The sequence below is a fragment of the Aneurinibacillus sp. REN35 genome, assembly GCF_041379945.2.
In the GTDB taxonomy this organism is placed as follows: domain Bacteria; phylum Bacillota; class Bacilli; order Aneurinibacillales; family Aneurinibacillaceae; genus Aneurinibacillus.
In genome coordinates, this window is the sequence record NZ_JBFTXJ020000001.1 from 80,839 (window position 1) to 102,452 (window position 21,614).

The following is a 21,614-nucleotide window of genomic DNA, read 5'->3' on the forward strand; positions in this document are numbered from 1 at the left end:
AAATAAGGAAGAAGATCACCTGCTGAGTATTGAACTGTAACCCGAATATATCATTCGAATTACAGTTCATTTTATACCTAGCAGGCTTTTTTTATCTTTTGAAAAATTTGTCATTCATAGGTCTAAATATTCATATGTTTAACAGAAAACATGACTTATATTGTGACCTACTACATCTATATTTGAATCTATAATAAATATAGTAGGTAAAAAATTCTAAATAAAACAAATTAATATCAGAATGCTTTTTTCTAAAAATGAAAGTAAAGGGCAGGGGGGAAGAGTCGTGCGACCATTATTCATTCCAGATAATCCGATTAATTATAATGAAAAAGTACAACTAGAAACCCTTGTTTATCAAGGATATGACCTAGATAAACTGAAGCGGTGGAAATCCGTCGACAAAAAGAAAATGTTGGATACTTTAAACAATCTAATTAATCAGTGGATTGAGGAAGGGGGAAAAGTTAGTAAACAAGGAACCGTTCTGTTTAAAAATAAAAGTGATCAAGCAAACTATGAGCAAATTTTTGGGATGCTAGAGAATGGAAATCATACCTGGGGAGAGGCACGAAAGGATTTGATTAATACAATTGGTCAGTATTGTTCATACTGTGACTCACCTATCTATTCCAATTTGCATATTGAACACCAATTACCTAAAAGCTTTTTTGCAAATAAAGTTTTTTCCTGGGGAAATTTCTTGTTGTCTTGTCCTACCTGTAACTCCGCCAAAGGGAATAATCCTAATCAGGCTACGGTAGATAAGCCAAAAATCTTACGTACTGAAGAAGCGATTAAACATATTATGAATGAAGAAGACCTGCACTTCTATTGGCCCAAAATAAGTAATAATAGTGATAGAACTGGCAGCATTTATCCATTCGTTTATGCATTAAAAAAAATAGGCACCTATCGCAAAAAACCACGATTTGAGGAGCAACTAACGGAGCAAGAAATAAACGAGTTATTTTCTAAGTTTAAAAGTGGAGAGTTGTACATTGATAACGGCAGATACTATTATCTAAAACCGGATGATCGTACTAAGTACTTCTTTGGCATTGAAACGATCCCCAACCCAGCTTGTTCAGAAAGTATACGACAGGCTGCTGCCAAAACAATTGAAATGGCTTCGCTTAACAAGTTTGTAAAAGTAAAAGATTCCAGTAAGTCGGTAGATCGCCGCATGGAAATGAGAACCAGAGCTTTTTTTGTAGCTAGGTGGATCAGAGAGCAGTTGATTGATGCTATGCTGCATGATGATAGCGACATCCTTTATCCTAAGATTATGAAATTCTCAAAACGGACGATTGCTGCTACTGGTTTTTGGGGAATCTGGTTTCAAGAACTGGGGGGGTGGACAGGCGAAGAAAAGCAACAATTGCTTCAGAGTTGTCTGCCGGGTACAAATCCAAAATATTGGTTGGATAACTAAACCCATATTATAAGGAGGATAATATGAGACCCGTCATTAAAAGACACATTCCTAAATATAACGACAACGATGAATATGATGTATTGAGAACCTACCTATTTAAACAGATCGGTTCTTATTGTTCGTATTGCGAAACTCCCATCTCGATGGACAGTGCAGTAGAGCACAAAGTTCCTAAATCGAATAAAAGAGGTTTTCAGCAATATCAGACTCGGTGGAGTAATTTGTTGGTTGCCTGCCAGTCTTGTAACTCAGCGAAAGGCACTACCCCTGATAAGAATGAAGTAAAAGGTGTAAAAGGGGATGAAAACTTATTCTTGGCTACCATGAAGCTATGGGTATGGCCAGACAGAACTTTTTCAAGTGATTCTATAGATATTGCAACGAATGATAATACATACCAGTTATTTCAATTGGTTTACGAAGAAAAATCACAAAAAGAGTTGATTGAAGCAGGAATGGTGAAACCGATCAATACAAAGACGTGGCCAAGCTGGACAACAGACAAACATAAGATGGTATGGATTCTACCAAATGAAGCCTACTTATCGAGTTTCGAAGATAGTGAGGCAAGTCAATTGCGGAAACGGGCACTAAATACGTTAAAGGGGCTTCAACTGAATTATTATAACGACAGTGACATGAAATTCAGCGATAGAAGGGTTATCAATCGCACTAAAGCATATCTTCTGGCACAAGAGAGTATAGATGATTTCGTTGAGATATTAAGCAAAACATTTAAAAAACGGGACATAGAAGGTTATATAAAGCTATATATGAACGATACGTTGTTGATGATGCTTCAATCCATGAGATTGATGATAAAGACAACAGGTTTCTGGAGCGTATGGTTTACTGTATTTCGTAAGGTTTTAGAAAATCCGACCAATTCCTATCTACGATGGCTAAGGAGAGACGATCGACTTTTTCTATTGCGGTCATTACTTATTGCATATATAGAGGGCGAGAGAAGAGGAAATGTCGATTCGCTAATTTTTCCAGGATTGGACGAGGAAAGACTTGCGCTGAACTCATTTCAATAGGAGAGGGAGAAAAATGGAAGAGAACGGAAAAGAAGTGTTTGTAGAAAATGTATACTCTCGCTACGAAAATGGACAAGTAATCATTTCGTGGAACCCCTATTCTTACCCAATAGGATATGTGGTGCAGATAGAATTCGTTGATACGCAGGGAAAACCGTTAGCGAACCAGCCGCAGCTTCGATACAGTGAGGGAGAAGCTGTGGTACTAGGAGAGATTAATAAAGGGGATGAATTCCTGATACATGCACGGGCTGTTTCTCCCTGGTCGCAAACAGAACATGTTGTTATTCATGAGATTGGACCTGTTGGCCCTATTCAAGTAGATTGGTACAATGGTTCATTACATGCGAACTGGATTCCGCTAGAAGATGGGATATACCAGTATGAAACCGTTGTGTTGGATAAGAATGAACAATTGCTTCATCCACAGCCTGTGCAGCTTTCAGAAGGTGAAGCAGGTATTAAGATCAACGGGGAACCCCTGATTGATGGGGAAACATATTATATAAGCGTTCGGGCCAAAAAAGAAGGCTCTTGTGGAGAATGGAGTCGTTCCGACGCTTTCATATTGGACAAACGATTGCCAGACAGTCCGATTCTTCGTGATTTGCTCGCACGAGTCAAAGTAGCAATTTTTGAGGGACAGGGAAGTTTTGCTCTTAATCACGAAGTCCTCGCATCTGATAAGCTCATCCAGTTGCTCGAATCTCTTATTGGAGTGAGCGAACATGGATTATCTCTTGCTCAAGTGGAAGTCTCCTATGGACCGGATCGAGTAGAACTTACAGCCAATGCTACGTATCCATTTGCGAACAATAAAGAAACGACTCTATTATTTACAGATTCATATAGTACTCTCGAGATGCATGTAGTATCTACAAGCATAGGGAATAAAACTGTGCGAGAACTTCAAGCGAATAAACTGCTCCCTAAAAGTGTGTATGACAGTTCGCACTGGTTCGAAGCCCTTGCACCCATCCCGGACTTGAAGTTAGAGCTAGATTCACAAAAGGAACAAGTAATACTTACTGGAGCAGAAGTATCTTGGCCCGTAGCAGTAGGGTTGAGTGGAATCGGATTTTCTTCTATGCTGCCTTTTTTCGAAATCAAACAAGATGAAAAAACAGGGAAGAAAACATATAAGTCGCAAGTGAAGTCAAAGTTATGTCTCGGAAAGGAAGTGGAAATTCCTATTTTCCTACAATTACCTAGTGGATTAAATGGATGGATTGTAGGCTTGGATGCACCATCCGAGGGAATTTTCCTTGGAGATCTTAAGCTATTTGAGCCTTTGATGGGCGGTGCACATTCTAATCTTCCAGAGGCGGTGATTGGACTTGGGAATTTTAGAATAAATACACTGAATTTTTCGTTTTCTCCCGAACAACCTCATGTATGGAAGGTAGAAGTTTCCTTCGGTATCGGGCGGGAGGGAGAAGGGTGGAAAGCAGTTCCAGGTCTGATTGAAGTAAATGAACTGAATGCCACTTTGGGAATCACCATCTATCAAACAATAGACGGTCTTTCTACCGCTTCGTATGGATCATTACAGGGTGTGTTTACACTGGCAGATGAGTTAACTGTAATGGCAGCTATAGATATTCCAGTAGCGGATGGAAAGTGGCGTCTGTGCGCTAGTGCTATGGCAGAAACGTTTAATATAGAGAAATTAGCTAAGTATGTAGGAGGGAATGCTTCACCTCTTCAACATACGCTCAGCTCCTTTGGAACCATTGAGAGTATAGGCATCCGAAATGTGGAGTTTCTTTTTTCTTCCGGAAGAGAAGGAGCAACGATTCACTCGTTTTCAATAGAGTTGGCCGCGCAAAACTGGACGATACCCTCTCAGTCCTGGTTTACAGTAAAGGAGCTTGCGCTTGTATTGGACGTTACATCACCACTGAACCAGGAGAAACGCATTATAACAAGCACAATTTCAGGCTGGATGACCCTTCGCTCCGTTCAGTTTGCTGTAGAAGCTGCTTATGATGCTACAGATATATGGACACTTCGATTGACCTCATATACGACAATGATACCGGGATGGGAAACACTTAGTGATATATTGCCTACTAAGGATATCATTGCGTTCTTACCAGGTGAAATGCCAACAAGTACGGCGTACAGTATCGGCGGATTAGAACTCGATGTCTGGACAAATCGTTTTACAGTCAAGCGAGTGCGCTTTCTTCTCGGCAGCAATAAGGAATGGAGAATGATAGAGAATCTGTTAACGTTATGGGAAATCGATATCGACTTGACAGCAGAGAGGCAAGAGGCGGAAGAGTCATTGGAGTTTAGTGGGCATTTAGGTGGGGAGGTAGAACTGGCAGGAGCATTGATTGCAATGAGAGCTGTAAAAGAGATAGCTGGGGAGCCTTGGTGTTTTATAGGGCAGTTAAAGGATACCTTTACTATAGATTTTGCTGCTGTGCTAGAACAGTTGAATACAGGATTAAAGCTACCGTCCGGTTATGGTTTTCCCACAGCTATCGAGCTGATAATGGCTGAGCTTTCGGTAATACCTGCTACACGTAAGATCGATTTTGCAGCACAAGCAGAACTTGACTGGAGCTTGTCATTTGCTAATACTACGTTCGCTTTGACTAAGCTCGGCGGAGAAGTTCACATGGAGAAGGGAACGGAGACGACAGGGCTTATTTCTGCTGAATTTTTGTTTGGACCACTTAGTGGCTGGGCAAGTGTTCAAATGGGAGAAGCGGAGAACGATTTCATTATCGATGTAGCGCTGACAACCGCTCAGGCACAAGCCAGACAAGTAGTAGATAAGGCAATAGGGGAAAATGTTTTTGACTCAGTGATGGTTCCAGATACATTTGTTAAGCCTACTTCTTTCGCCGAGATGGCTCTTACGATTGATGTCAAACAGAGCTTATTCCTGCTACGTGGAAAGTATACTTCCCAACAAGTAGATAAATCTCGTTATGCTGAATTGTCACTATTAATTGGGAAAAAACAACCAAAGGATGACACGCAAGCGATAGAGATGGGCGTGCAGGACAAAGAAAAAGTGAAAGTCGAAACGAAAGAGCAGGAATGGGGATATCTTTTAGCGGCAGCACTGGATCAATGGACGTTGGCAGATATTTCTCCTGTGTTGGCCACAGTGGATGAATGGATTGGACTGAAGCGTGCAGGAGCGGCAGTCGTCCTCTCTTCATTGGATGAGACGACGGGCGCGTTTTTGCAAGAGAGATTTCCTATTATCGGTAAGGATATGTCTATCCGACCAGGAGTAAATTTTTACGCTGTGCTTGATTTTGATGGTGGCGCTTTATTGAAAAATGTAAAGTCGATTTTAGAAATAAAAGGACCCTATATACTATACGGTAGCATTCCAGCAGAGAAAGACGCATCCATCACTTTACAAGCAGAACTTTATTCGTTAACACTACTTTCATCTCTAACATTCCGTAATAGTAAACTCCAGTATACAGCGGTAAGAGAAAACCAAGATCAAGATGAGCAAGCGGCCAACTCTGAATTAACATTGCACGGCGAGATCATTGCCAAGTTGGATAAGGAGTATGCATTTATCGGTGATATGAAGGTGAACAGCCATCAAGCGGAATTCTCTACAGTTACTTCCAACACGGTAAAAAATCCATTAGGAATACCTGCATTTAGCTTAGAGCAACTAGGTCTACTGGTTACGTGTGCCTTTGCTGATGGACATGTATCGAATGTAACTACAGAATTTTTCGGAGAAGTTGCCTTTAGCGATGCGATTTGTTTACGAGGAGCAGCCGTTTTACTTAATGGCAGTGCGAAAATGGTGATGATCCAGCTGATAACACCAGAGGGAGAACAGACAGCCATCAGTATAAGCTCTTTATTCTATAAAGTAACGGGGCTGGAGTGGCCGGATGTATTGGACGTGCAATTGTACAATGGAATGTTGTGGTATGTTCCGGGAACAGAACCGGTGACGTACAAAGATAACGTGTATCATCAAGGTTTTCATGCCTCAGTACGTACCAAAATCTTTTTCTTACCTGAAGTGATTCTAGAGGTTGCTCTCTATGATAAAGATACGAAAAACCAAAACAGGGGATTAGTAGCCTCTGCAAGTTTATCCAATCCGATTGATTGGGGCTTTATCAAGTTTAGCGGTACAAAAGAACATGGCAGCAAACAAGCAGGTCCTTATGTATCTATAGATACAGTCAATCAGGCATTGCCATTTGCGATTGGAGCAGGAATAGAACTTTTCTCGACAGAGATTGGTGATGTGGATGTCCGCGTTGGAAAAGAGCAGATGAGCGGCAGTCTTACTTTGCCAGATCATATCGGTCCTTTTTCAAGAACACGCTTCTCTTTTACATGGGACAAAAATGGTTTTCACGTCAAAGATTGGCCGCTAGATAATATCAAACTGCCGAAATTCGATCTGGAAAATTTACAGGGGAGCGGTACATGCTCGCAGGTCATCGTTAAGCAGCTTCCATTAGATACGAAATTTAAGTTGAAAGTGGATTTTTCCATCATACCGCCTACAGAACATGAAACGGCAAAGCTCGAAATAAAGTTAAACGGAAGTTTTGGCTTGGTCATAAAGAGTGCGGCATATCAACGTGAGCCATTGCTAGAAGCCAACATCGTGAATGCTGTATGGGCTATACCGCTTCCAGGTTCAGGAACATATAGTTGGGATGACCTGTTACAATCTTTTGTAGACTGTATACAATATTCAGCGCAAAGTGTCTTTGATAATCTAATCAAAGATCCTGTCAATCTGGCAAAATTGGCTGGTGTTGCAGGGATCAAGTGGGGAATAGCTGAAGCGATTGACTATCTAGTCTGCCGCGGTATGTCTAGAAGTGCTGCGGAGGCAGCGGTCGGGGGTTCTGCTTCGGCAGCAGTAGGCTCAGTTTCAGGTGGTGCGTGTGGTGCTGGAGCCATCGCTGTCGGAGGAGTCGTAGCCACGATTATCGGAGGCGTTGTGGTTATCAGTACAGGAGGTGGAGGAGAGGACAAACCTCCTGCACCAAAAATACCTGGTACGCCATCACTTCGCTATGATACGGATTGGCTTATCGTCACATGGGAAGAAACAGATCGTGAACATACGACAGAGTATGGTGTGGCCTTGACTGTCGGAGGAAGTATAGTGCCTCTATCAGCTACATCCAGTAATCAGATGAGGATTCATAAAGATAGAGTAATACTCGGAGCCGAAGCGGTTGTACAGGTTATTGCCTCCGGCCCGGGTGGCATAAGCGACCACAGCAAAGCAGCTAGCATTTTCTTAGTGACAGCACCAAAAGTACCTTCTCTTTCTTTTGAAGAAGATATATTACTCGCGCGGTGGGAGATTGTTTCCGGTGCTGCTAGCTATGAATTATTTATAACAGATATGGAAGGAAAAACTATTGTACCTACTTTATGCGATATACAGGGAACAGAAGCCAGAATAAAAGCAGAGGAGTTCTGTACAGGCGGTTTGTTCCGTCTGCAAGTGAGAGCTTTGGCACCAAACGTTATAGGGCCGTGGGGAGTGGCAGCCGAGATTACGATTACTATTCTCGCGCCGCCACAGGGACTTACTCTTAAGATGAAAGGGGAAGAGCTGATTGCAAATTGGCTGCCTGTTGAGGGAGCTGTTAGCTATGCCGGACAGATCAGAGATCTCGCAGGGCAATTATTCGACCCAATGCCGCAGATCGCAGTTCATGAAACAAGCGCGGTCATTACTGGTGAAGTTATTGTAAACGGTCAAGAAATGAGTGTCTCTTTTAAAGCCATAAAAGAAAATGCAATTGGATCATTCTGTGAGCCTGTCGTATTTACTATTCACCCATTGGCAGCGCCACAAGCACTTTATCTGTCTTATACAGGAGTAACGCGTACAGTCAAAATGTCATGGTTGGCTGTAGCCACAGCGGAACAATATATCATCGAAGTGCGTGACCAAGCAAACCAACCGCTTAACCCGCAACCAAATATACAGATTAATGGTACAACAGCAGAAATTTCCTCCAACTCACTAGCTGAGCTGCCTACTAATAAAATCCAGGTGGTTGTCAAAGCAGAGAGAGCTGACGCTGAGAGTGCGTGGAGCAGTCCGGATTCTCTAGAAATTATTGATTTACCAGCACCATCTGGCCTCACTTTAGAGAATAAAGATGAATATATACATGCCGAATGGCACGTGGTAGAGAAGGCGAGTTCGTATCGTCTACAGGTTCTAAATGAACAAAGGCAGCCACTAGAAGTACAGCCATTCATTACGTATAGAGAAACGAATGCACAAATAGACGCATCTGGTTTGGAAGATCGTACAGATTATTTCATTAGAGCTCAAGCATATACAGAGCGTGTAGAGTCTGCATTCAGTGATCCGGTCCTGCTACATTACATCAGAGAGGCGCCGGAAGTATTCGCCAAGCGACTTAAAGAAGAAGGACGTGACGAAAGGGAAGTGGCGGTCGCTTTGGTAAATCATTATCCTGAATTATCTGCTGTCCAGATAGGTAAAGCGATGGCGTTTGCCGGATTTAACCCATCTCAGACTGCAGCCGGTCTGCATCAGACCAAGCCTGAGCTTGGGGCAACCGAACTGGTTGGCATATTGATCGCCTCCTATAAAAAAGCTACAGAACAAGAGAGAGCTAGAGCGTGGATTGCAGATGGCGTGGGAGTAGTAGAGACAGGCCGTCAACTGTCTGTCCATTTCCCTACATTGACTGTAAGTGATATGGTAGAAGCTTTGGCTTTTGCAGAATGTAAGCCACAAGATACAGCGAATGCCGTTGTAGCAGCGTATCCGCAGACAGGGGTTGTGCAGAGAGTGCATGCAATGAAGAAGGGGTATGGGATCAAATTATAGGATAGTTAAAAGAGGAGGAGAGTTCGGATGACAATGGAGATGACACTTACCCCTTTAGAAATGACATGGATCATCAAGCAGTGGGGATATCTCCCGCAAGAAGCGGTAAAGGGAATGCGTGAATTTGACAGCACGTTTTCTGCTGCAGAAATAGGAAAATTATTATTGAATGAGCAAGCCTATCCCTTACTCAATAAGGCGGAAATGAAATCTGCGCTTAGCGGGGGAGGCTTTTCACAAGCAGAAGCGGAAACTGCCGTAAATCTCTTATATCCAGAGTGGAAGCGGATCGCTTCCATGCCAGTACCGCGAAGAGGAGCAGCTACTGGAGTAAAAGATGGGATAATATATGTTTTGGGCGGCGGATACATGAACGGTTATGAAGATGACCGCTCCAACACAGTTCAACAGTATAATCCCGAAACAAACGAGTGGAGTCTATTACCCACTATGCCTTTTCACAAAGTTTCTCTTCTCAATGCTGCAGTTGTTGATACATCCCTTTATCTTATAGGGAGTGGTGTCGGTAAGTATCAATATTTCACTGGGGAAAACTGGAAATATACACCGAATCAATCGTGGGAGCGCATGGCGGATATGTCTACTTCCCGTGTAAAAGCGGGATTGGCTGCTGTCAAAGGTAAAATTCACGTGATCGGTGGTTCAAGCCGATTTGGTCAAGGAGCAGGCCCATGTGTTTATCATGAAGTCTATGATGTAGCTACAAATAGTTGGAAAGAATACCCCCCTCTTCCGCTCGCTTGCCTAGATCATACAGTAGCGGTGGTGGATAGTAACATCTACGTGTTGGGTGGAAACAAACAAAACAAACAGTTTGTCTTCGATACTATTTCCAATGTATGGTCAGAGATTGCGCAAAGCCCACTATGCGTATTTGGGGCAGCATCTGTAGTAGCAAGAGGAAAAATATACTTAATTGGAGGCTGTAGTGAGGGGGGGCCATTTGCTGGTACGTTTTATGATGCCGTGCAGGTGTATGATCCAGCGACAAACACCTGGAGCATTTCGCCTGCTAAATTAAGCTGCGCCAGAGCCCAGTTAATGGCTGCAGTAGTTGGTGATACGATCTATGCCATTGGAGGAAGTGAGTGCGGGCGTGCAATGAACGCAGGAGCATGTGATATAGTGGAAGCGCTCTTAGTGTATGAATAAGAGTAGATCAATTAAATACGTTCGCATGTAATATGATGCCATTAAGCTAAAAAATAAAAATACCAGGCAATTGAGTTGACAATAACCAGTATTTTTTGCAGATAAGAGGCCACTTCCATGAAAAGTGGCCTTATTGCATAGAAAAGCTCTCGTTCAATCAATCCACTGCCTCGGGCTGTTCCGTATAGATTCTGAATAACTGAATGTACAGCAGGATACTAACGAGGGAAAACAACAAAATGATACTGAATATTCCCATAGGCGGCACCCAACTAGACAGAAAGACTGTCAATGGAGCCAAAAATTTTCCGATTGTAAACTGCAAGCTGTCAGCTCCCATATATTGTCCCCTTGCATGCGGAGGGGCATAGCGGCTAATAAAGCTCTGTGTTACAGGAGAGCGTACAATCTCGCCAAAGGTAAAAAGTATTGTAACAAAAAACAGAAACCATATATTTGTGTTCAGTCCAAGGGAAAATGTGCCTACCCCGGACAGCAGCGATGACAGAATGAATACATTACGCTCCTTCCAATTGCGGAACCATCTCGTAATCGGAATGATAAATAGGACAAACAAAAGGCCGTTTAATCCCAGTACCCAGCCAAATATTTCTGTGCTCGATAGCATGAGGGCAGCACTGTTCCATGGGAATAGAGTCTGAGCGGGGACGTTATTGATCACGTATACTGCCAAATATAGATCAAGCTGCATAATGGGTACCAGAGCAAAGATGCCAGCCAGCGTATACACCAGGAACACTTTATCGCGAAAAATAATGCCATACCCTATCCATTGTTCCTTGAATGCATCAGGAATAGAGGTGAAACCGCTTGTTTTTTTTGCTGAATGCGGCAATGTTTCCTGAACCATGATAGAAATGGCGATAAAATACAGCAGTAAAACCGATGCACAGGTCCATAACAGCGCTTGCCGGTAATGGAAGAAGAAAATAGCTCCAAGTACAGGACCAAGCACTGCACCAATGTTGTTAGCTGTCGTAAATGTTGCGAATACTTGGCGTAAGCTTTGTGTAGGGACAAGGTCAGCAACCATAGCCGAACTTGCAGGCCGATAGATGGCTCCCCCCAGTCCAATGCCAATAAAGGCGATATAATCAATCCAGGGGGATGGCGACATTGCAAACAATGCAAACATCACCGTCTGAAGTGCAGCGCCCAGCAGCATCACAGGGCGCCGGCCGATCCGATCCGCTAAAGTACCTCCGAGCAAACTTCCGAGCAGGCTGAATATCGGAGGGATTGTCATTAGGATACCGGCAATATGATTGCCTAATGCCGCACCAAAATATACGATGATAAAGGGAAAGTACATCCAAAACAGCATATTAAACAGCGCTTCTCCAATTAACCGTACCTTCAAATTAGTATTCCATACACGTATGGGCACAAGGTCCTCTCCTTTTTATAGCATTACGTGTCACGTGTAAAAACACCTACTACGCGCGTTTCCCGGCCGGGTATACATACTGTAAAACATTACGCTAAAGAAATATAGACTTATAATCATGTGTGGTTTATACTAATAATATGAAAGTCAAAAATAGTCCGATTTAATTTAGCTGATTTAAAAAACGAACATTTGTTCTTGATAAATAAAGACGCTTCCGTTGGGAGCGTCTTTTTTTGTGCGGATCATTTATGGAAAGCGCGCTTTTCATACCCATGCTTTTTTTGCACAAGCAAAGGTACATAACTTTCTTCCCTTTTTGGAAAAATACCTGTATTGGATTTGAACAAAAAGCTGCATGTATCAGGGAGTGAAATCAATCATGAAGCGTTTATCCATTCTTATTGCTGTTATTTTGCTTAGCTTCTTATTGCCACTGCACACGGTGGAAGGATACCGGGATGATCCATATCACTTCGGTTTTAAAAAGAGCAAAAACGGCCAACTTCCCTCCATTGACGAAGAGGGCTTTAAGGATATTTTAACCAAGCATGGAGCCATCTTCTTGGGAGATACAACGAAGAAGGAGCTTTACCTTACTTTTGACAATGGGTATGAGAATGGCTATACGGCACAAATTTTGGATACGTTGAAGGAGAAAAAAGTTCCGGCGATTTTTTTTGTTACCGGACACTATGCTAAAGATCAGCCTGAATTATTAAAGCGAATGGTGAAGGAAGGGCATCTCGTTGGCAATCATTCTTGGAGCCATCCGGATATGACCAGAGTATCGGACAGTAAAATAAAAGAAGAGTTGGAAAAAGTGAGAGAAGAGGTAACCAAGGTTACCGGACAAAAGGAGCTCACCTTTTTGCGGCCGCCGCGTGGGATTTTTAGTGAGCGGACACTCGCAACAAGCAAGCAGTTGGGATATACAAACGTCTTTTGGTCCATTGCCTACAAAGACTGGGACACCAAGGCCCAAAGAGGCTGGAAATACGCATATGACAGTTTTATAGCTCAGCTTCATCCAGGTGCGGTAATTTTGCTGCATTCGGTTTCTAAGGATAATGCAGAGGCGATGGGCAAAATGATCGACGCTGCACGGAAACAGGGGTATGAATTTAAGAGCCTAAAACAAATGAAACTGTAATGTAAATAACCGATGATGCAGTACAGTGGTTTAGCCTCCAAAATTTTTTGGAGGCTTTTGTAATGGAGAGAGCGCCAGCATTTTCTTTGTTTCGTTATGATGAATTTGATAAAGAATGTAGAGAGGTTCAAATTTTATTAAACACAACGTAAGTGAAGCGGTGAGATGGAAAAAAGCACACATTTTATTATATGGTTGGAAACAATTGGGCTGTTGGTGCTGCTGACGAAAGGGATTGTCATGCTTGTTAGCTAACGTTGTGCAGATGTTTTACTCATGATGTAAAAAGGATGTGTTAAAAGATGAATGGCATACGGAGAGCAACATGGCAGCAAATGCTACCAGGGTTTCGAAAAAGACGGAGGAATAGAAACGCGATGGCTCTTTCCCTGTTAGCTTTGGGTATTGGTGCAACGATGTATGGAATGACTAGAGGTCGTAACAGCCGTGGCGTTTGGCAGCAAGCGACAGAAAATTTTATGGATGATTCATCTCAAGCGGCACAAGCTGGCATGGAGACTGCAGCCAATAGCACTAATGATATGCTGGATACGATTACACAAGTAACAGAAGAGATGATGGATGCTGCTGCAAATACAGGTAGAGATGCAGCGCAAGCAAGGATGGATGCACCGTATTGATGAAATGATATGAGTGCAAAGTGCATGGCCTTTACCGCCATGCACTTTTATGCGTTACACGATTTTCTTTTTTGCTTTATCCATTCCATTGTTTGCATAGAGTCGTTCCCAAAGCGTATTCATTTTATCTCTGCCGCTTACAATATCTGGATTAAATTGTATGGCGGCTTGCTTGCGAACTGTGCGGACCATCTGCATTGCATGCCGCAGTTCCCGATCCACGATGTCCACTCCTTTTCCAGCATGGCTGGCGATGGATAGACCTGCGACGGTACCCTGAGCCATAGCGATTTTTCCGCTCTCAATACCGGTAATATTCCCGGCTACAAATAGCCCGGCGAGAGGAGTTTCCATCGACTCTGTGTGATGAGGCACATGACCGCCAAGCTCGGGAAGATAGTGAAAGGAACACCCGGCAACAGCAGCAAGTTCCGCGAGCGGATACAAGCCGCCCGCTATACAGACAAAATCCGCTTCATAGACCGTATCAGATCCGGCAATGAGATCTCCATTTGCATCAATGCTGGCGATACGCACGCCCTCCACCTGCTCCGTACCGATGATTTCGAGAGCCGCTTGGCGAAGCTGAAGAGGCGTGCCGTTTACGTTTACACCGTTTTTCGGATAGAATTTCAAGCCGATTTGTCTGATCCAGTCGCTGCCCATAAGACGGCCGCCGATACGCAGGAGCCGCGATGGAGCAAGATGGGCGGCGTTTACGAGCGATTTTATGACTTCTGCGGGTTCCCCTGCTTTTTGGCTGAGGGGACTTTTTTCCGGGAGTACAATCCGATCAACGGTAATACCGGCTAATTGCAATTCATTTACGATCGCAAAGGCTAAAATATTAGCTCCGATAACGATTCCTTTTCTACCGACCTGGACGCGATGCACGTTCGTCATTACCTGAGCAGCACCGATCGACATAACACCCGGAAGGGTCCAGCCGGGCAATGGGATCGAATATTCGGCGGCTCCAGTAGCCAGCAATACAAAGGGGGCTTCTAGTGTACCGATGGTCGTATGCACATTCCATAGGCGGTCTTCTTTTTCCAGGTTGTATACGGATACACCGCACCGGATATCAACCCCTAGTTCTTTCGCTTCCTGCTGCAGACGCTCTGCTTCTCTTATCCCGTTCCACCATTCACCCGAAGGTTCCTGATGAAGTTGACCGAGCAATCTGCCGCCAGGCTTTATAAATTCATCAATAACGGTCACGTTAAGACCATAGCTTGCACAGGCAATGGCTCCTGCTAGTCCAGCCGGTCCGGCTCCGATCACAATGACATCCATCATCGCCCTTCCACCATCCCCCGTACAATATTTGGATACTGCTTGCCGCTTTCAATGACCATATTTTTTTCTACCATCGTTACGCAGGCCCTTACGTTTGCCTGCTTGTTTATCGTTACACGGCATTCCAAGCAATGACCGATATTGCAGTAGATTCCGCGGGGTGTTCCGGTATCTTCGTGAACACGTAATTTGCGGATGCCATTTGCCAAAAGAGCGGCAGCGACCGTTTCATTTTCATATGCTTCATATTTGACTCCATCAAATTGAAAGGAGATGCGTTCCCTGTCTTCTATATTTCCCAAAATAGGGTGCCTCATGATTCTCTTCATTGCTGCTCACCTACTGTCCCGAAGGTCACCGGCCGAATTGGCGGCTGGTGTTTGAGTGGGATATCACCAGGTGCTGTATGAGGAATTACGCTTTCGATAATTCGATCTAATGTTGGCCTGCATGTGCGGCCTCCGCAAAAACCCATTCCAGCTCGTGTGCGTAATTTTAATTCTCTTGCTGTGCATGTATGTTCATGTGCCGTCGCTTGAAGCTGTCCATATGTCACTTCCTCACAGCGGCAAATAACCATGCTTTCTTTGTTCGTCATCTGCATGTTCCCTCCATTCGGTTTTGTAGAAGGGATAATGCAAAAAGTGCGCCAAAATAAGAGGGAGGGGAGATTAATGCAGGCCGAGCCGCTTCAACCGGTTGTATAGCGTGGCCCTTGTGATCCCCAGCTTTTTTGCGCATTCTAATTTATTTCCGTCCAAAATCTCTAACGCTCTCTCGATTACTTTTTTCTCATGCTGCTCCATTTCTTCCTGCAGCGGCAAAATAGTAGAGTCGCTCTCAATCAATGCGTCTGCTGCGATGGGTGGTGTGTTTTCGATGCTGCTGTAGTTTGTAGAAAAGGGCAGATACTCTCTTTTAATGACGCCATCTGTGGCAAATACAATAAGCCGTTCAACGACATTGCGAAGCTCACGGATATTACCGGGCCAATCATAACGAAGTAATTCATGTATGATCTCTGGTGAAAGATCACGAATCGGCCGCTGATAGCTTAACGAGAAGTCATTGAGAAAATAATGAGTTAATTCGATAATATCTTCCTTCCGCTCTCGTAGGGAGGGGATGTGTAAGCTGACTACGTTCAAGCGGTAATATAAATCTTCGCGGAATTGTCCTTCCTTCATTAATTCACGTAAATCACGATTGGTTGCAGCGATGATACGAAAGTCAACATCGATTTCTTTTTCTCCGCCGACACGGTAATACTTTCGCTCCTGAAGTACGCGGAGGAGCTTCACTTGCATTTCAAGCGGCATTTCTCCTACTTCATCAAGGAATAATGTGCCTCCTTTTGCCATTTCTATTTTTCCTTTTTTTCCTTTGTTGTCAGCACCGGAGAAGGCGCCGCGCTCGTAGCCGAACAATTCACTTTCAAATAAAGACGCGGGGATCGCCCCGCAGTTAATGGAAATAAAAGGTGCGTGTGCTTTCTCGCTTGCTTCATGAATCGCTTTGGCAAACACTTCTTTTCCGACACCGCTTTCGCCTAGGATGAGCACCGTTGATTTAACAGAGCATACTTTTCTTGCAAGCTGCACAGTGCGCTGTAAGGCAGCGCTCTTTCCCTTAATGGAAATAAAGGGATCAGAGAAGTCCTTATACTTTGCGACTTCTTGCTCTAGACGGTGTACTTCGTTGGACATATTAAACAGCTTTTCATTGAGCACGACTTGACTTGTAATGTCTGTCTCTGAAACGACGGCACCGATAATTTTGTCGTTAAGATAAACCGGATTGGAGTTAATTAAGACAAATAAATCAGAACGAGGCTGATGGTGCTGGCCTACAATCCCTTTCCCTTCATGGAGCGATTGCAGAATCTCTAGTTTGGTGTGGTCAAAAAAATCGGTAATAGGCCGACCGATGATCTCTTGTTGTTTGACTGAAAAAATTTTTTCTGCCCCTCCCGTCCAGGTACACACCCGCTCGTGATGATCAATGACCGTAATCGAGGCATCGGTTGTTTGGATAACGGTTTCATAGAATGCTTGTAATTGATTGTACGTGTTATGAAGGAAATCGATGATTTGTGCGGCTGTTATACAGCCTATCGGCTGCTTGTTTGTATCGAGAATGATAGCTGTGGAATGGTGAGTGAACGCCTGAGTCAAAGTAGAAAACGAATCATCCTCATATACGACACTGCATAAAAGCTCGCCGTTTTTCTTTTCTATGCAATGCGTATCAATGGCTGTATCTAGTAGAAGAGAGTGCAGTAGGTCTTTCACTGACGGTAATGGAAATGCCATAACGTCCTCCCAGCCTGTAAAAATTTATTAACACTGTAAAGAAAATTATACACTTATTTATCCAATGTTAAAAATATTTTTACAATGGATGTGGCAAGGCGCCTCTCTTTCCTTGGCATATGAATTGCGTGATAAGGAAAATGAAGCGATTTCATCGAGAGGGGGGACGTTATGTGAAACACTGTGATGTAGTAGTCATCGGCGGAGGAATCATCGGCTGCTCGATTGCCTACTATGCTTCTGCATTTGGCAGAGACGTAACAATTATTGAAAAAGGAGAATTTGTAAGCGGTACGTCTTCGCGGTGTGACGGCAATATTTTAGCCATTGATAAAGATCCGGGCTTCGATAGTCAGATGTCGCTGCTGAGTCAGAATTTAGTGGATGAACTAAGCAGAGAATTAGAGCATCCCTTTGAATACCGAGCTCCGGGCAGCATTCTTGTCTGTGAGTCGGATGAAGAGATGGAGGCAGCGCAGAAATGGGTTGATCGTCAAAAGGTTGCCGGCCTGCCATTTCGGATGCTTGATAGGGAGGATATTCGCCAAGAGTCTCCTTTTTTTGCGGATGATCTAGCAGGCGGGTTGGAATGTGCCACAGATTCTACGGTTAATCCGTATCTGCTAGCATTTTCCCTGCTTGAAGGAGCAAAGAAGCGGGGGGCCACGGCTTTAAAACATACGGAAGTAAAGCGAATAAAAAAAGAGGAAGGCAGATCATTTACGATAGAGACGACAAACGGGGTATTTACGGCTGATCATGTCGTCAATGCCGCTGGAGTATGGGCGCCTCGAATAGGAGAGATGCTGGGTCTTTCCATACCGATCCAACCAAGAAAAGGTCATATCATCGTTGCCTCAAGGCAGCAGCATGTAGGATCGAGAAAGGTGATGGAATTTGGCTACTTGATATCCAAATTTGGTGGAGAACGCCGCGTTGATCCGCTAACTGAAAAATATGGCGTGGCGCTTGTCTTTGAACCGACGGAGAGCCAGAACTTTTTAATCGGGAGCAGTAGAGAATTCGCCGGTTTTCATACGAAAGTAAACAATGAAGTGATAAAGTGCATTGCTAACCGTGCCATCCGCTTCTATCCAAAAATGGCCGATATGATGGTGATTCGTTCCTATGCCGGGCTACGGCCATGGACAGAAGACCATTTACCGATCATTTCACCGGTCGATATCATTCCGAACTATTATATTGCAGCTGGTCATGAAGGAGACGGCATTAGTCTTGCCGCAATCACAGGAAAAGTAATAGAGGAACTAATTAATAGAAAAGAAACATCGATTCCCATTGAACCGCTTCGTCTTAATCGGTTTAGAGAAAGGGTGTTGAGCAGTTGAGAGCACAAAGAGTTTTTACAACAGTTGACACGCATACAGGCGGGAATCCGACACGCACACTGATTAGTGGTCTTCCAAAATTAGTTGGGGCCACCATGTCAGAAAAAATGCTTCATATGAAGAAGGAATATGACTGGATTCGCAAGCTGTTAATGAATGAACCGCGTGGACATGATGTGATGTCGGGTGCGCTGATAACCGATCCGTGTCATCCAGAAGCCGATATTGGCGTGATTTACATAGAGACAGGCGGATATCTGCCCATGTGCGGACACGATACGATTGGGGTGTGTACGGCGCTCGTTGAATCGGGATTGATTCCTGTTCGGGAGCCGGTTACGTCATTAAAATTGGATACGCCTGCCGGACTTGTTGAAGTGACCATTTCTGTAGAGGGTGGGAAGGCCAAGGAAGTCTCTTTTTGCAATATCCCGGCCTTTTTGCTAAAAAGCGTTTCCGTAGACGTCGAAGGAATTGGGTGTGTCGATGCAGACATTGCGTATGGCGGCAATTTTTACGCCATTATTGACGCGAAGTCGGTGGGATTAGACTTAGTTCCGGAGAATGCGTCGAGCATAATCGAAAAAGCGATCAATATCAGAAATACCATTAACGAAAAAACTGAAATTGTTCATCCGCAATATCCATTTATTCAAGGGCTAACCCATGTTGAATTTTTTACTGAACCAACGCATAAGGGCGCAGATGTGAAAAACACGGTCGTTGTTCCTCCGGGAGGGATTGATCGTTCTCCCTGCGGAACAGGCACGTCTGCCAAATTAGCTGTACTGTATGCGCATCAAGAGATTTCGATGGGTGAAGCGTTCGTTCATGAAAGTATTGTCGGTTCCTTATTTAAGGGCCGCGTAGTGGGGGTAACGGATGTGCAGGGCATCGAGGCTGTGATAACCAAGATTACGGGATCGGCGTGGCTGATGGGAATGCATCGCTTCTTCCATCATGAAGACGACCCGCTCAAAGAAGGCTTTCTGCTCATTCCGCCAATGGAGCATGAAATGGAGGATGTGAAATGAAGCTGCAAAAGGTGCATACAACAACGGATGTACATGTAGCCGGCGAGGCATTTCGTATTATCAAAGAAGCGCCATTCATGCATTATCAAAGTCTGAAGCAACTGCATGAACAGCTTGGGGATAGGTTTATAGAGAAAATTCGCCTGTTATTGAATGAGCCGCGTGGTTTTGCGGGTCTACAGGGATGTTGGCTTGTCCCGCCGCTCAACCAAGAAGCGGATGCTGCCGTGTTGTTTTTTAACCATGAAGGTTTAGCCTCTCTTCATTACGGCGGCATCGTTGCTGTAATGACGGTGCTGCTAGAATGCGGTCATCTGCAGCCGAGGGAGTCAAATGAATACAAAATCGAAACCATCAATGGTGTGATTCCGGTTATCGCGACGATGGAGAGAGATGACGTGGTATCCGTGCGAGTAGAAAGTGGGATGTGTCAAGTGATCGAAGCCAATATTCCACTGTCTTATCCGCATATCGATACACCGTTTTCTCTCGTACAGGCAGACCAATTATATGCAGTATTTGAAAAGCGTACGATGACCACAGAGATTCGTATCGAAGAACTGTCTGAGTTGAAGCAGTGGGGAAGAGGGATTCTTCAGGCTCTCGCGTTAAAAGCGCCTGTACAAAGTGTCATTTTAATGGATGATACGCATCTAGCACAGGGGCGGGTGAAAACAATCACTTTTCGTGAGGATCAGTATATCGTTCGTTCTCCCGGCTTTGGGTCGACGATGGCATGCTATACAAGCGTCCTTTCAAAAGGAAGAGGAGACATAAAAGAATCATTTGTAAACGAAAGTATTTTTGGGAGTGTTTTAACTGCACAGGCAGCTACGAAAACAAAGGACGCATATACGTTTCATCTCACAAGCCGCGGCTTCATTACAGGAATGCAGCAATTTGTATTGGATCCGACAGATCCTCTGCCCGCTGGATTTTTGTTGAAATAACCAAAATATAACACGAAGGAGGACATGAACATGACGACAATTAGAGGAGCGTATCCCGTATTAATTACCCCGATGAATGAGGCACAGGAGATTGATTGGGGTGGTGTGCGAAGCAATGTGAACTACTTTATGGATCAAGGGGTGGCAGGGATTGTCATCAATGGGAGCACAGGAGAATTTGTGAGTCTATCGAAAGAAGAGAGATTTCAAATGGTTAAAACCGTCCTACAAGAAGTAAACGGTCGCCTGCCTGTTATTGTAGGAACATCTGCTGAGACAACGAAGGAAACCATTGAATATACAAAGCAGGCAGAGGCGCATGGTGCGCATGGTGCGCTGATCATCAACTCATACTACTGCAAACCAAAAGAGGAGGAAATCTACTTTCACTTCAAAGAAGTATCAAATGCAGGGACGATCCCTATTATGCTGTACAACAATCCCTTTACATCCGGTGTCGACATGAGCACAGAGCTTATGCTTCGCATTGGAAAAGAGTGTGAAAGCGTGACACATATTAAAGAATCAAGTGGCGATATTCGCAAAGTCCGCGACCTTGCTAGACAGGGCAGGGGGGATATTGAGGTATTTTGCGGTGCGGAAGAGTTGGTGATGGAATCGTATTTGGTCGGAGCAACCGGCTGGATCTCTGTTGCGGGAAATATTGTGCCAAAGCTTGTTACGCAAATGTTCGATCATTTTGAGCGGGGTGAGCTGACGGAAGCTTGGGCGATCAACGACCGCATATTGCCGCTTTGCGCATTTCTTGAAGGATCAGGAAAGTATGTGCAAATTGTTAAGCGGGCGATGGAGCTGAACGGTCAGGCGGGTGGTCCTTCTCGCTATCCGCGCCTGGGATTGACAGCGGAAGAGGAGCAAACGCTTACAGAAATTATGGCCAATATCACAGCTGTTTCACACGCGTAATCAGGCGGGAGGATCAAGCAAAGAAAGGCAGGGAGGATAA

At 44.1% G+C, this 21,614-nt stretch carries 15 protein-coding genes; 10 read left to right on the top strand and 5 right to left on the bottom strand.

What is annotated here, in order from left to right:
- Nucleotides 1-286: 286 nt before the first annotated feature.
- Genes AB3351_RS00445 through AB3351_RS00460 form a run of 4 tightly spaced genes read left to right on the top strand, consistent with a single transcriptional unit; the run spans nucleotide 287 to nucleotide 10,501 of the window.
- A complete protein-coding gene (locus AB3351_RS00445; RefSeq protein ID WP_371145140.1) occupies nucleotides 287-1,435 on the top strand; it encodes an HNH endonuclease in 1,149 nt (382 codons plus the stop codon).
- A 23-nt stretch (nucleotides 1,436-1,458) separates the two neighbouring features.
- Nucleotides 1,459-2,478 (top strand): HNH endonuclease, encoded by a 1,020-nt coding sequence (locus AB3351_RS00450; RefSeq protein WP_371145141.1) that lies wholly within the window; start codon nucleotides 1,459-1,461, stop codon nucleotides 2,476-2,478.
- Nucleotides 2,479-2,491: 13 nt separating this feature from the next.
- Nucleotides 2,492-9,328 carry a hypothetical protein gene (locus AB3351_RS00455; protein ID WP_371145142.1) on the top strand — a complete coding sequence of 2,279 codons (6,837 nt, stop codon included), beginning with the start codon at nucleotides 2,492-2,494 and terminating at the stop codon, nucleotides 9,326-9,328.
- A 27-nt stretch (nucleotides 9,329-9,355) separates the two neighbouring features.
- Complete coding sequence (locus AB3351_RS00460; protein ID WP_371145143.1) at nucleotides 9,356-10,501, top strand: Kelch repeat-containing protein; 1,146 nt, start codon at nucleotides 9,356-9,358, stop codon at nucleotides 10,499-10,501.
- 157 nt (nucleotides 10,502-10,658) lie between these two features.
- On the opposite strand, the gene AB3351_RS00465 is transcribed toward AB3351_RS00460, so the two are convergent.
- Nucleotides 10,659-11,909 (bottom strand): MFS transporter, encoded by a 1,251-nt coding sequence (locus tag AB3351_RS00465; RefSeq protein WP_371145144.1) that lies wholly within the window; start codon nucleotides 11,907-11,909, stop codon nucleotides 10,659-10,661.
- Nucleotides 11,910-12,291: 382 nt separating this feature from the next.
- Between AB3351_RS00465 and pdaA the strand changes: the two genes are divergently transcribed.
- Nucleotides 12,292-13,062 (top strand): delta-lactam-biosynthetic de-N-acetylase, encoded by a 771-nt coding sequence (pdaA, locus tag AB3351_RS00470; protein WP_371145145.1) that lies wholly within the window; start codon nucleotides 12,292-12,294, stop codon nucleotides 13,060-13,062.
- Nucleotides 13,063-13,364: 302 nt separating this feature from the next.
- The gene (locus AB3351_RS00475; RefSeq protein ID WP_371145146.1) at nucleotides 13,365-13,703 is read left to right on the top strand and encodes a hypothetical protein; all 339 of its coding nucleotides are present in this window, start codon (nucleotides 13,365-13,367) and stop codon (nucleotides 13,701-13,703) included.
- A gap of 54 nt (nucleotides 13,704-13,757) precedes the next feature.
- On the opposite strand, the gene AB3351_RS00480 is transcribed toward AB3351_RS00475, so the two are convergent.
- The 4 genes from AB3351_RS00480 to AB3351_RS00495 all read right to left on the bottom strand — a co-directional run bounded on the left by AB3351_RS00480 (nucleotide 13,758) and on the right by AB3351_RS00495 (nucleotide 17,314).
- Nucleotides 13,758-15,002, bottom strand: coding sequence for an NAD(P)/FAD-dependent oxidoreductase (locus AB3351_RS00480; RefSeq protein ID WP_371145147.1), 1,245 nt, complete (start codon nucleotides 15,000-15,002; stop codon nucleotides 13,758-13,760).
- Nucleotides 14,999-15,331, bottom strand: coding sequence for a (2Fe-2S)-binding protein (locus tag AB3351_RS00485; protein WP_371145148.1), 333 nt, complete (start codon nucleotides 15,329-15,331; stop codon nucleotides 14,999-15,001). The genes AB3351_RS00480 and AB3351_RS00485 overlap by 4 nt, the downstream gene beginning before the upstream one ends.
- Nucleotides 15,328-15,600 (bottom strand): (2Fe-2S)-binding protein, encoded by a 273-nt coding sequence (locus AB3351_RS00490; protein WP_371145149.1) that lies wholly within the window; start codon nucleotides 15,598-15,600, stop codon nucleotides 15,328-15,330. Before AB3351_RS00490 ends, AB3351_RS00485 begins: the two co-directional genes overlap by 4 nt.
- A 73-nt stretch (nucleotides 15,601-15,673) precedes the next feature.
- Complete coding sequence (locus tag AB3351_RS00495) at nucleotides 15,674-17,314, bottom strand: sigma-54 interaction domain-containing protein (protein WP_371145150.1); 1,641 nt, start codon at nucleotides 17,312-17,314, stop codon at nucleotides 15,674-15,676.
- Between the two features lie 173 nt (nucleotides 17,315-17,487).
- Here AB3351_RS00495 and AB3351_RS00500 point away from each other — a divergent pair, with 173 nt between their 5' ends.
- Genes AB3351_RS00500 through dapA form a run of 4 tightly spaced genes read left to right on the top strand, consistent with a single transcriptional unit; the run spans nucleotide 17,488 to nucleotide 21,574 of the window.
- Nucleotides 17,488-18,663 (top strand): NAD(P)/FAD-dependent oxidoreductase, encoded by a 1,176-nt coding sequence (locus AB3351_RS00500; protein WP_371145151.1) that lies wholly within the window; start codon nucleotides 17,488-17,490, stop codon nucleotides 18,661-18,663.
- Nucleotides 18,660-19,697: a proline racemase family protein gene (locus AB3351_RS00505; RefSeq protein WP_371145152.1), complete on the top strand. Its 1,038-nt coding sequence runs from the start codon at nucleotides 18,660-18,662 to the stop codon at nucleotides 19,695-19,697. Before AB3351_RS00500 ends, AB3351_RS00505 begins: the two co-directional genes overlap by 4 nt.
- Nucleotides 19,694-20,647: a proline racemase family protein gene (locus tag AB3351_RS00510; protein WP_371145153.1), complete on the top strand. Its 954-nt coding sequence runs from the start codon at nucleotides 19,694-19,696 to the stop codon at nucleotides 20,645-20,647. The genes AB3351_RS00505 and AB3351_RS00510 overlap by 4 nt, the downstream gene beginning before the upstream one ends.
- 30 nt (nucleotides 20,648-20,677) lie before the next feature.
- Nucleotides 20,678-21,574, top strand: coding sequence for a 4-hydroxy-tetrahydrodipicolinate synthase (dapA, locus tag AB3351_RS00515; protein ID WP_371145154.1), 897 nt, complete (start codon nucleotides 20,678-20,680; stop codon nucleotides 21,572-21,574).
- The last annotated feature ends 40 nt before the right edge of the window (nucleotides 21,575-21,614 follow it).

Bases quoted from the DNA above. Each gene is read 5' to 3' on its own strand.
- AB3351_RS00460 (WP_371145143.1), top strand. From the start codon at position 9,356: ATGACAATGGAGATGACACTTACCCCTTTAGAAATGACATGGATCATC.
- AB3351_RS00485 (WP_371145148.1), bottom strand. From the start codon at position 15,331: ATGAAGAGAATCATGAGGCACCCTATTTTGGGAAATATAGAAGACAGG.
- pdaA (WP_371145145.1), top strand. From the start codon at position 12,292: ATGAAGCGTTTATCCATTCTTATTGCTGTTATTTTGCTTAGCTTCTTA.
- AB3351_RS00450 (WP_371145141.1), top strand. From the start codon at position 1,459: ATGAGACCCGTCATTAAAAGACACATTCCTAAATATAACGACAACGAT.
- AB3351_RS00455 (WP_371145142.1), top strand. From the start codon at position 2,492: ATGGAAGAGAACGGAAAAGAAGTGTTTGTAGAAAATGTATACTCTCGC.
- AB3351_RS00475 (WP_371145146.1), top strand. From the start codon at position 13,365: ATGAATGGCATACGGAGAGCAACATGGCAGCAAATGCTACCAGGGTTT.
- AB3351_RS00490 (WP_371145149.1), bottom strand. From the start codon at position 15,600: ATGACGAACAAAGAAAGCATGGTTATTTGCCGCTGTGAGGAAGTGACA.
- AB3351_RS00480 (WP_371145147.1), bottom strand. From the start codon at position 15,002: ATGATGGATGTCATTGTGATCGGAGCCGGACCGGCTGGACTAGCAGGA.
- dapA (WP_371145154.1), top strand. From the start codon at position 20,678: ATGACGACAATTAGAGGAGCGTATCCCGTATTAATTACCCCGATGAAT.
- AB3351_RS00510 (WP_371145153.1), top strand. From the start codon at position 19,694: ATGAAGCTGCAAAAGGTGCATACAACAACGGATGTACATGTAGCCGGC.
- AB3351_RS00495 (WP_371145150.1), bottom strand. From the start codon at position 17,314: ATGGCATTTCCATTACCGTCAGTGAAAGACCTACTGCACTCTCTTCTA.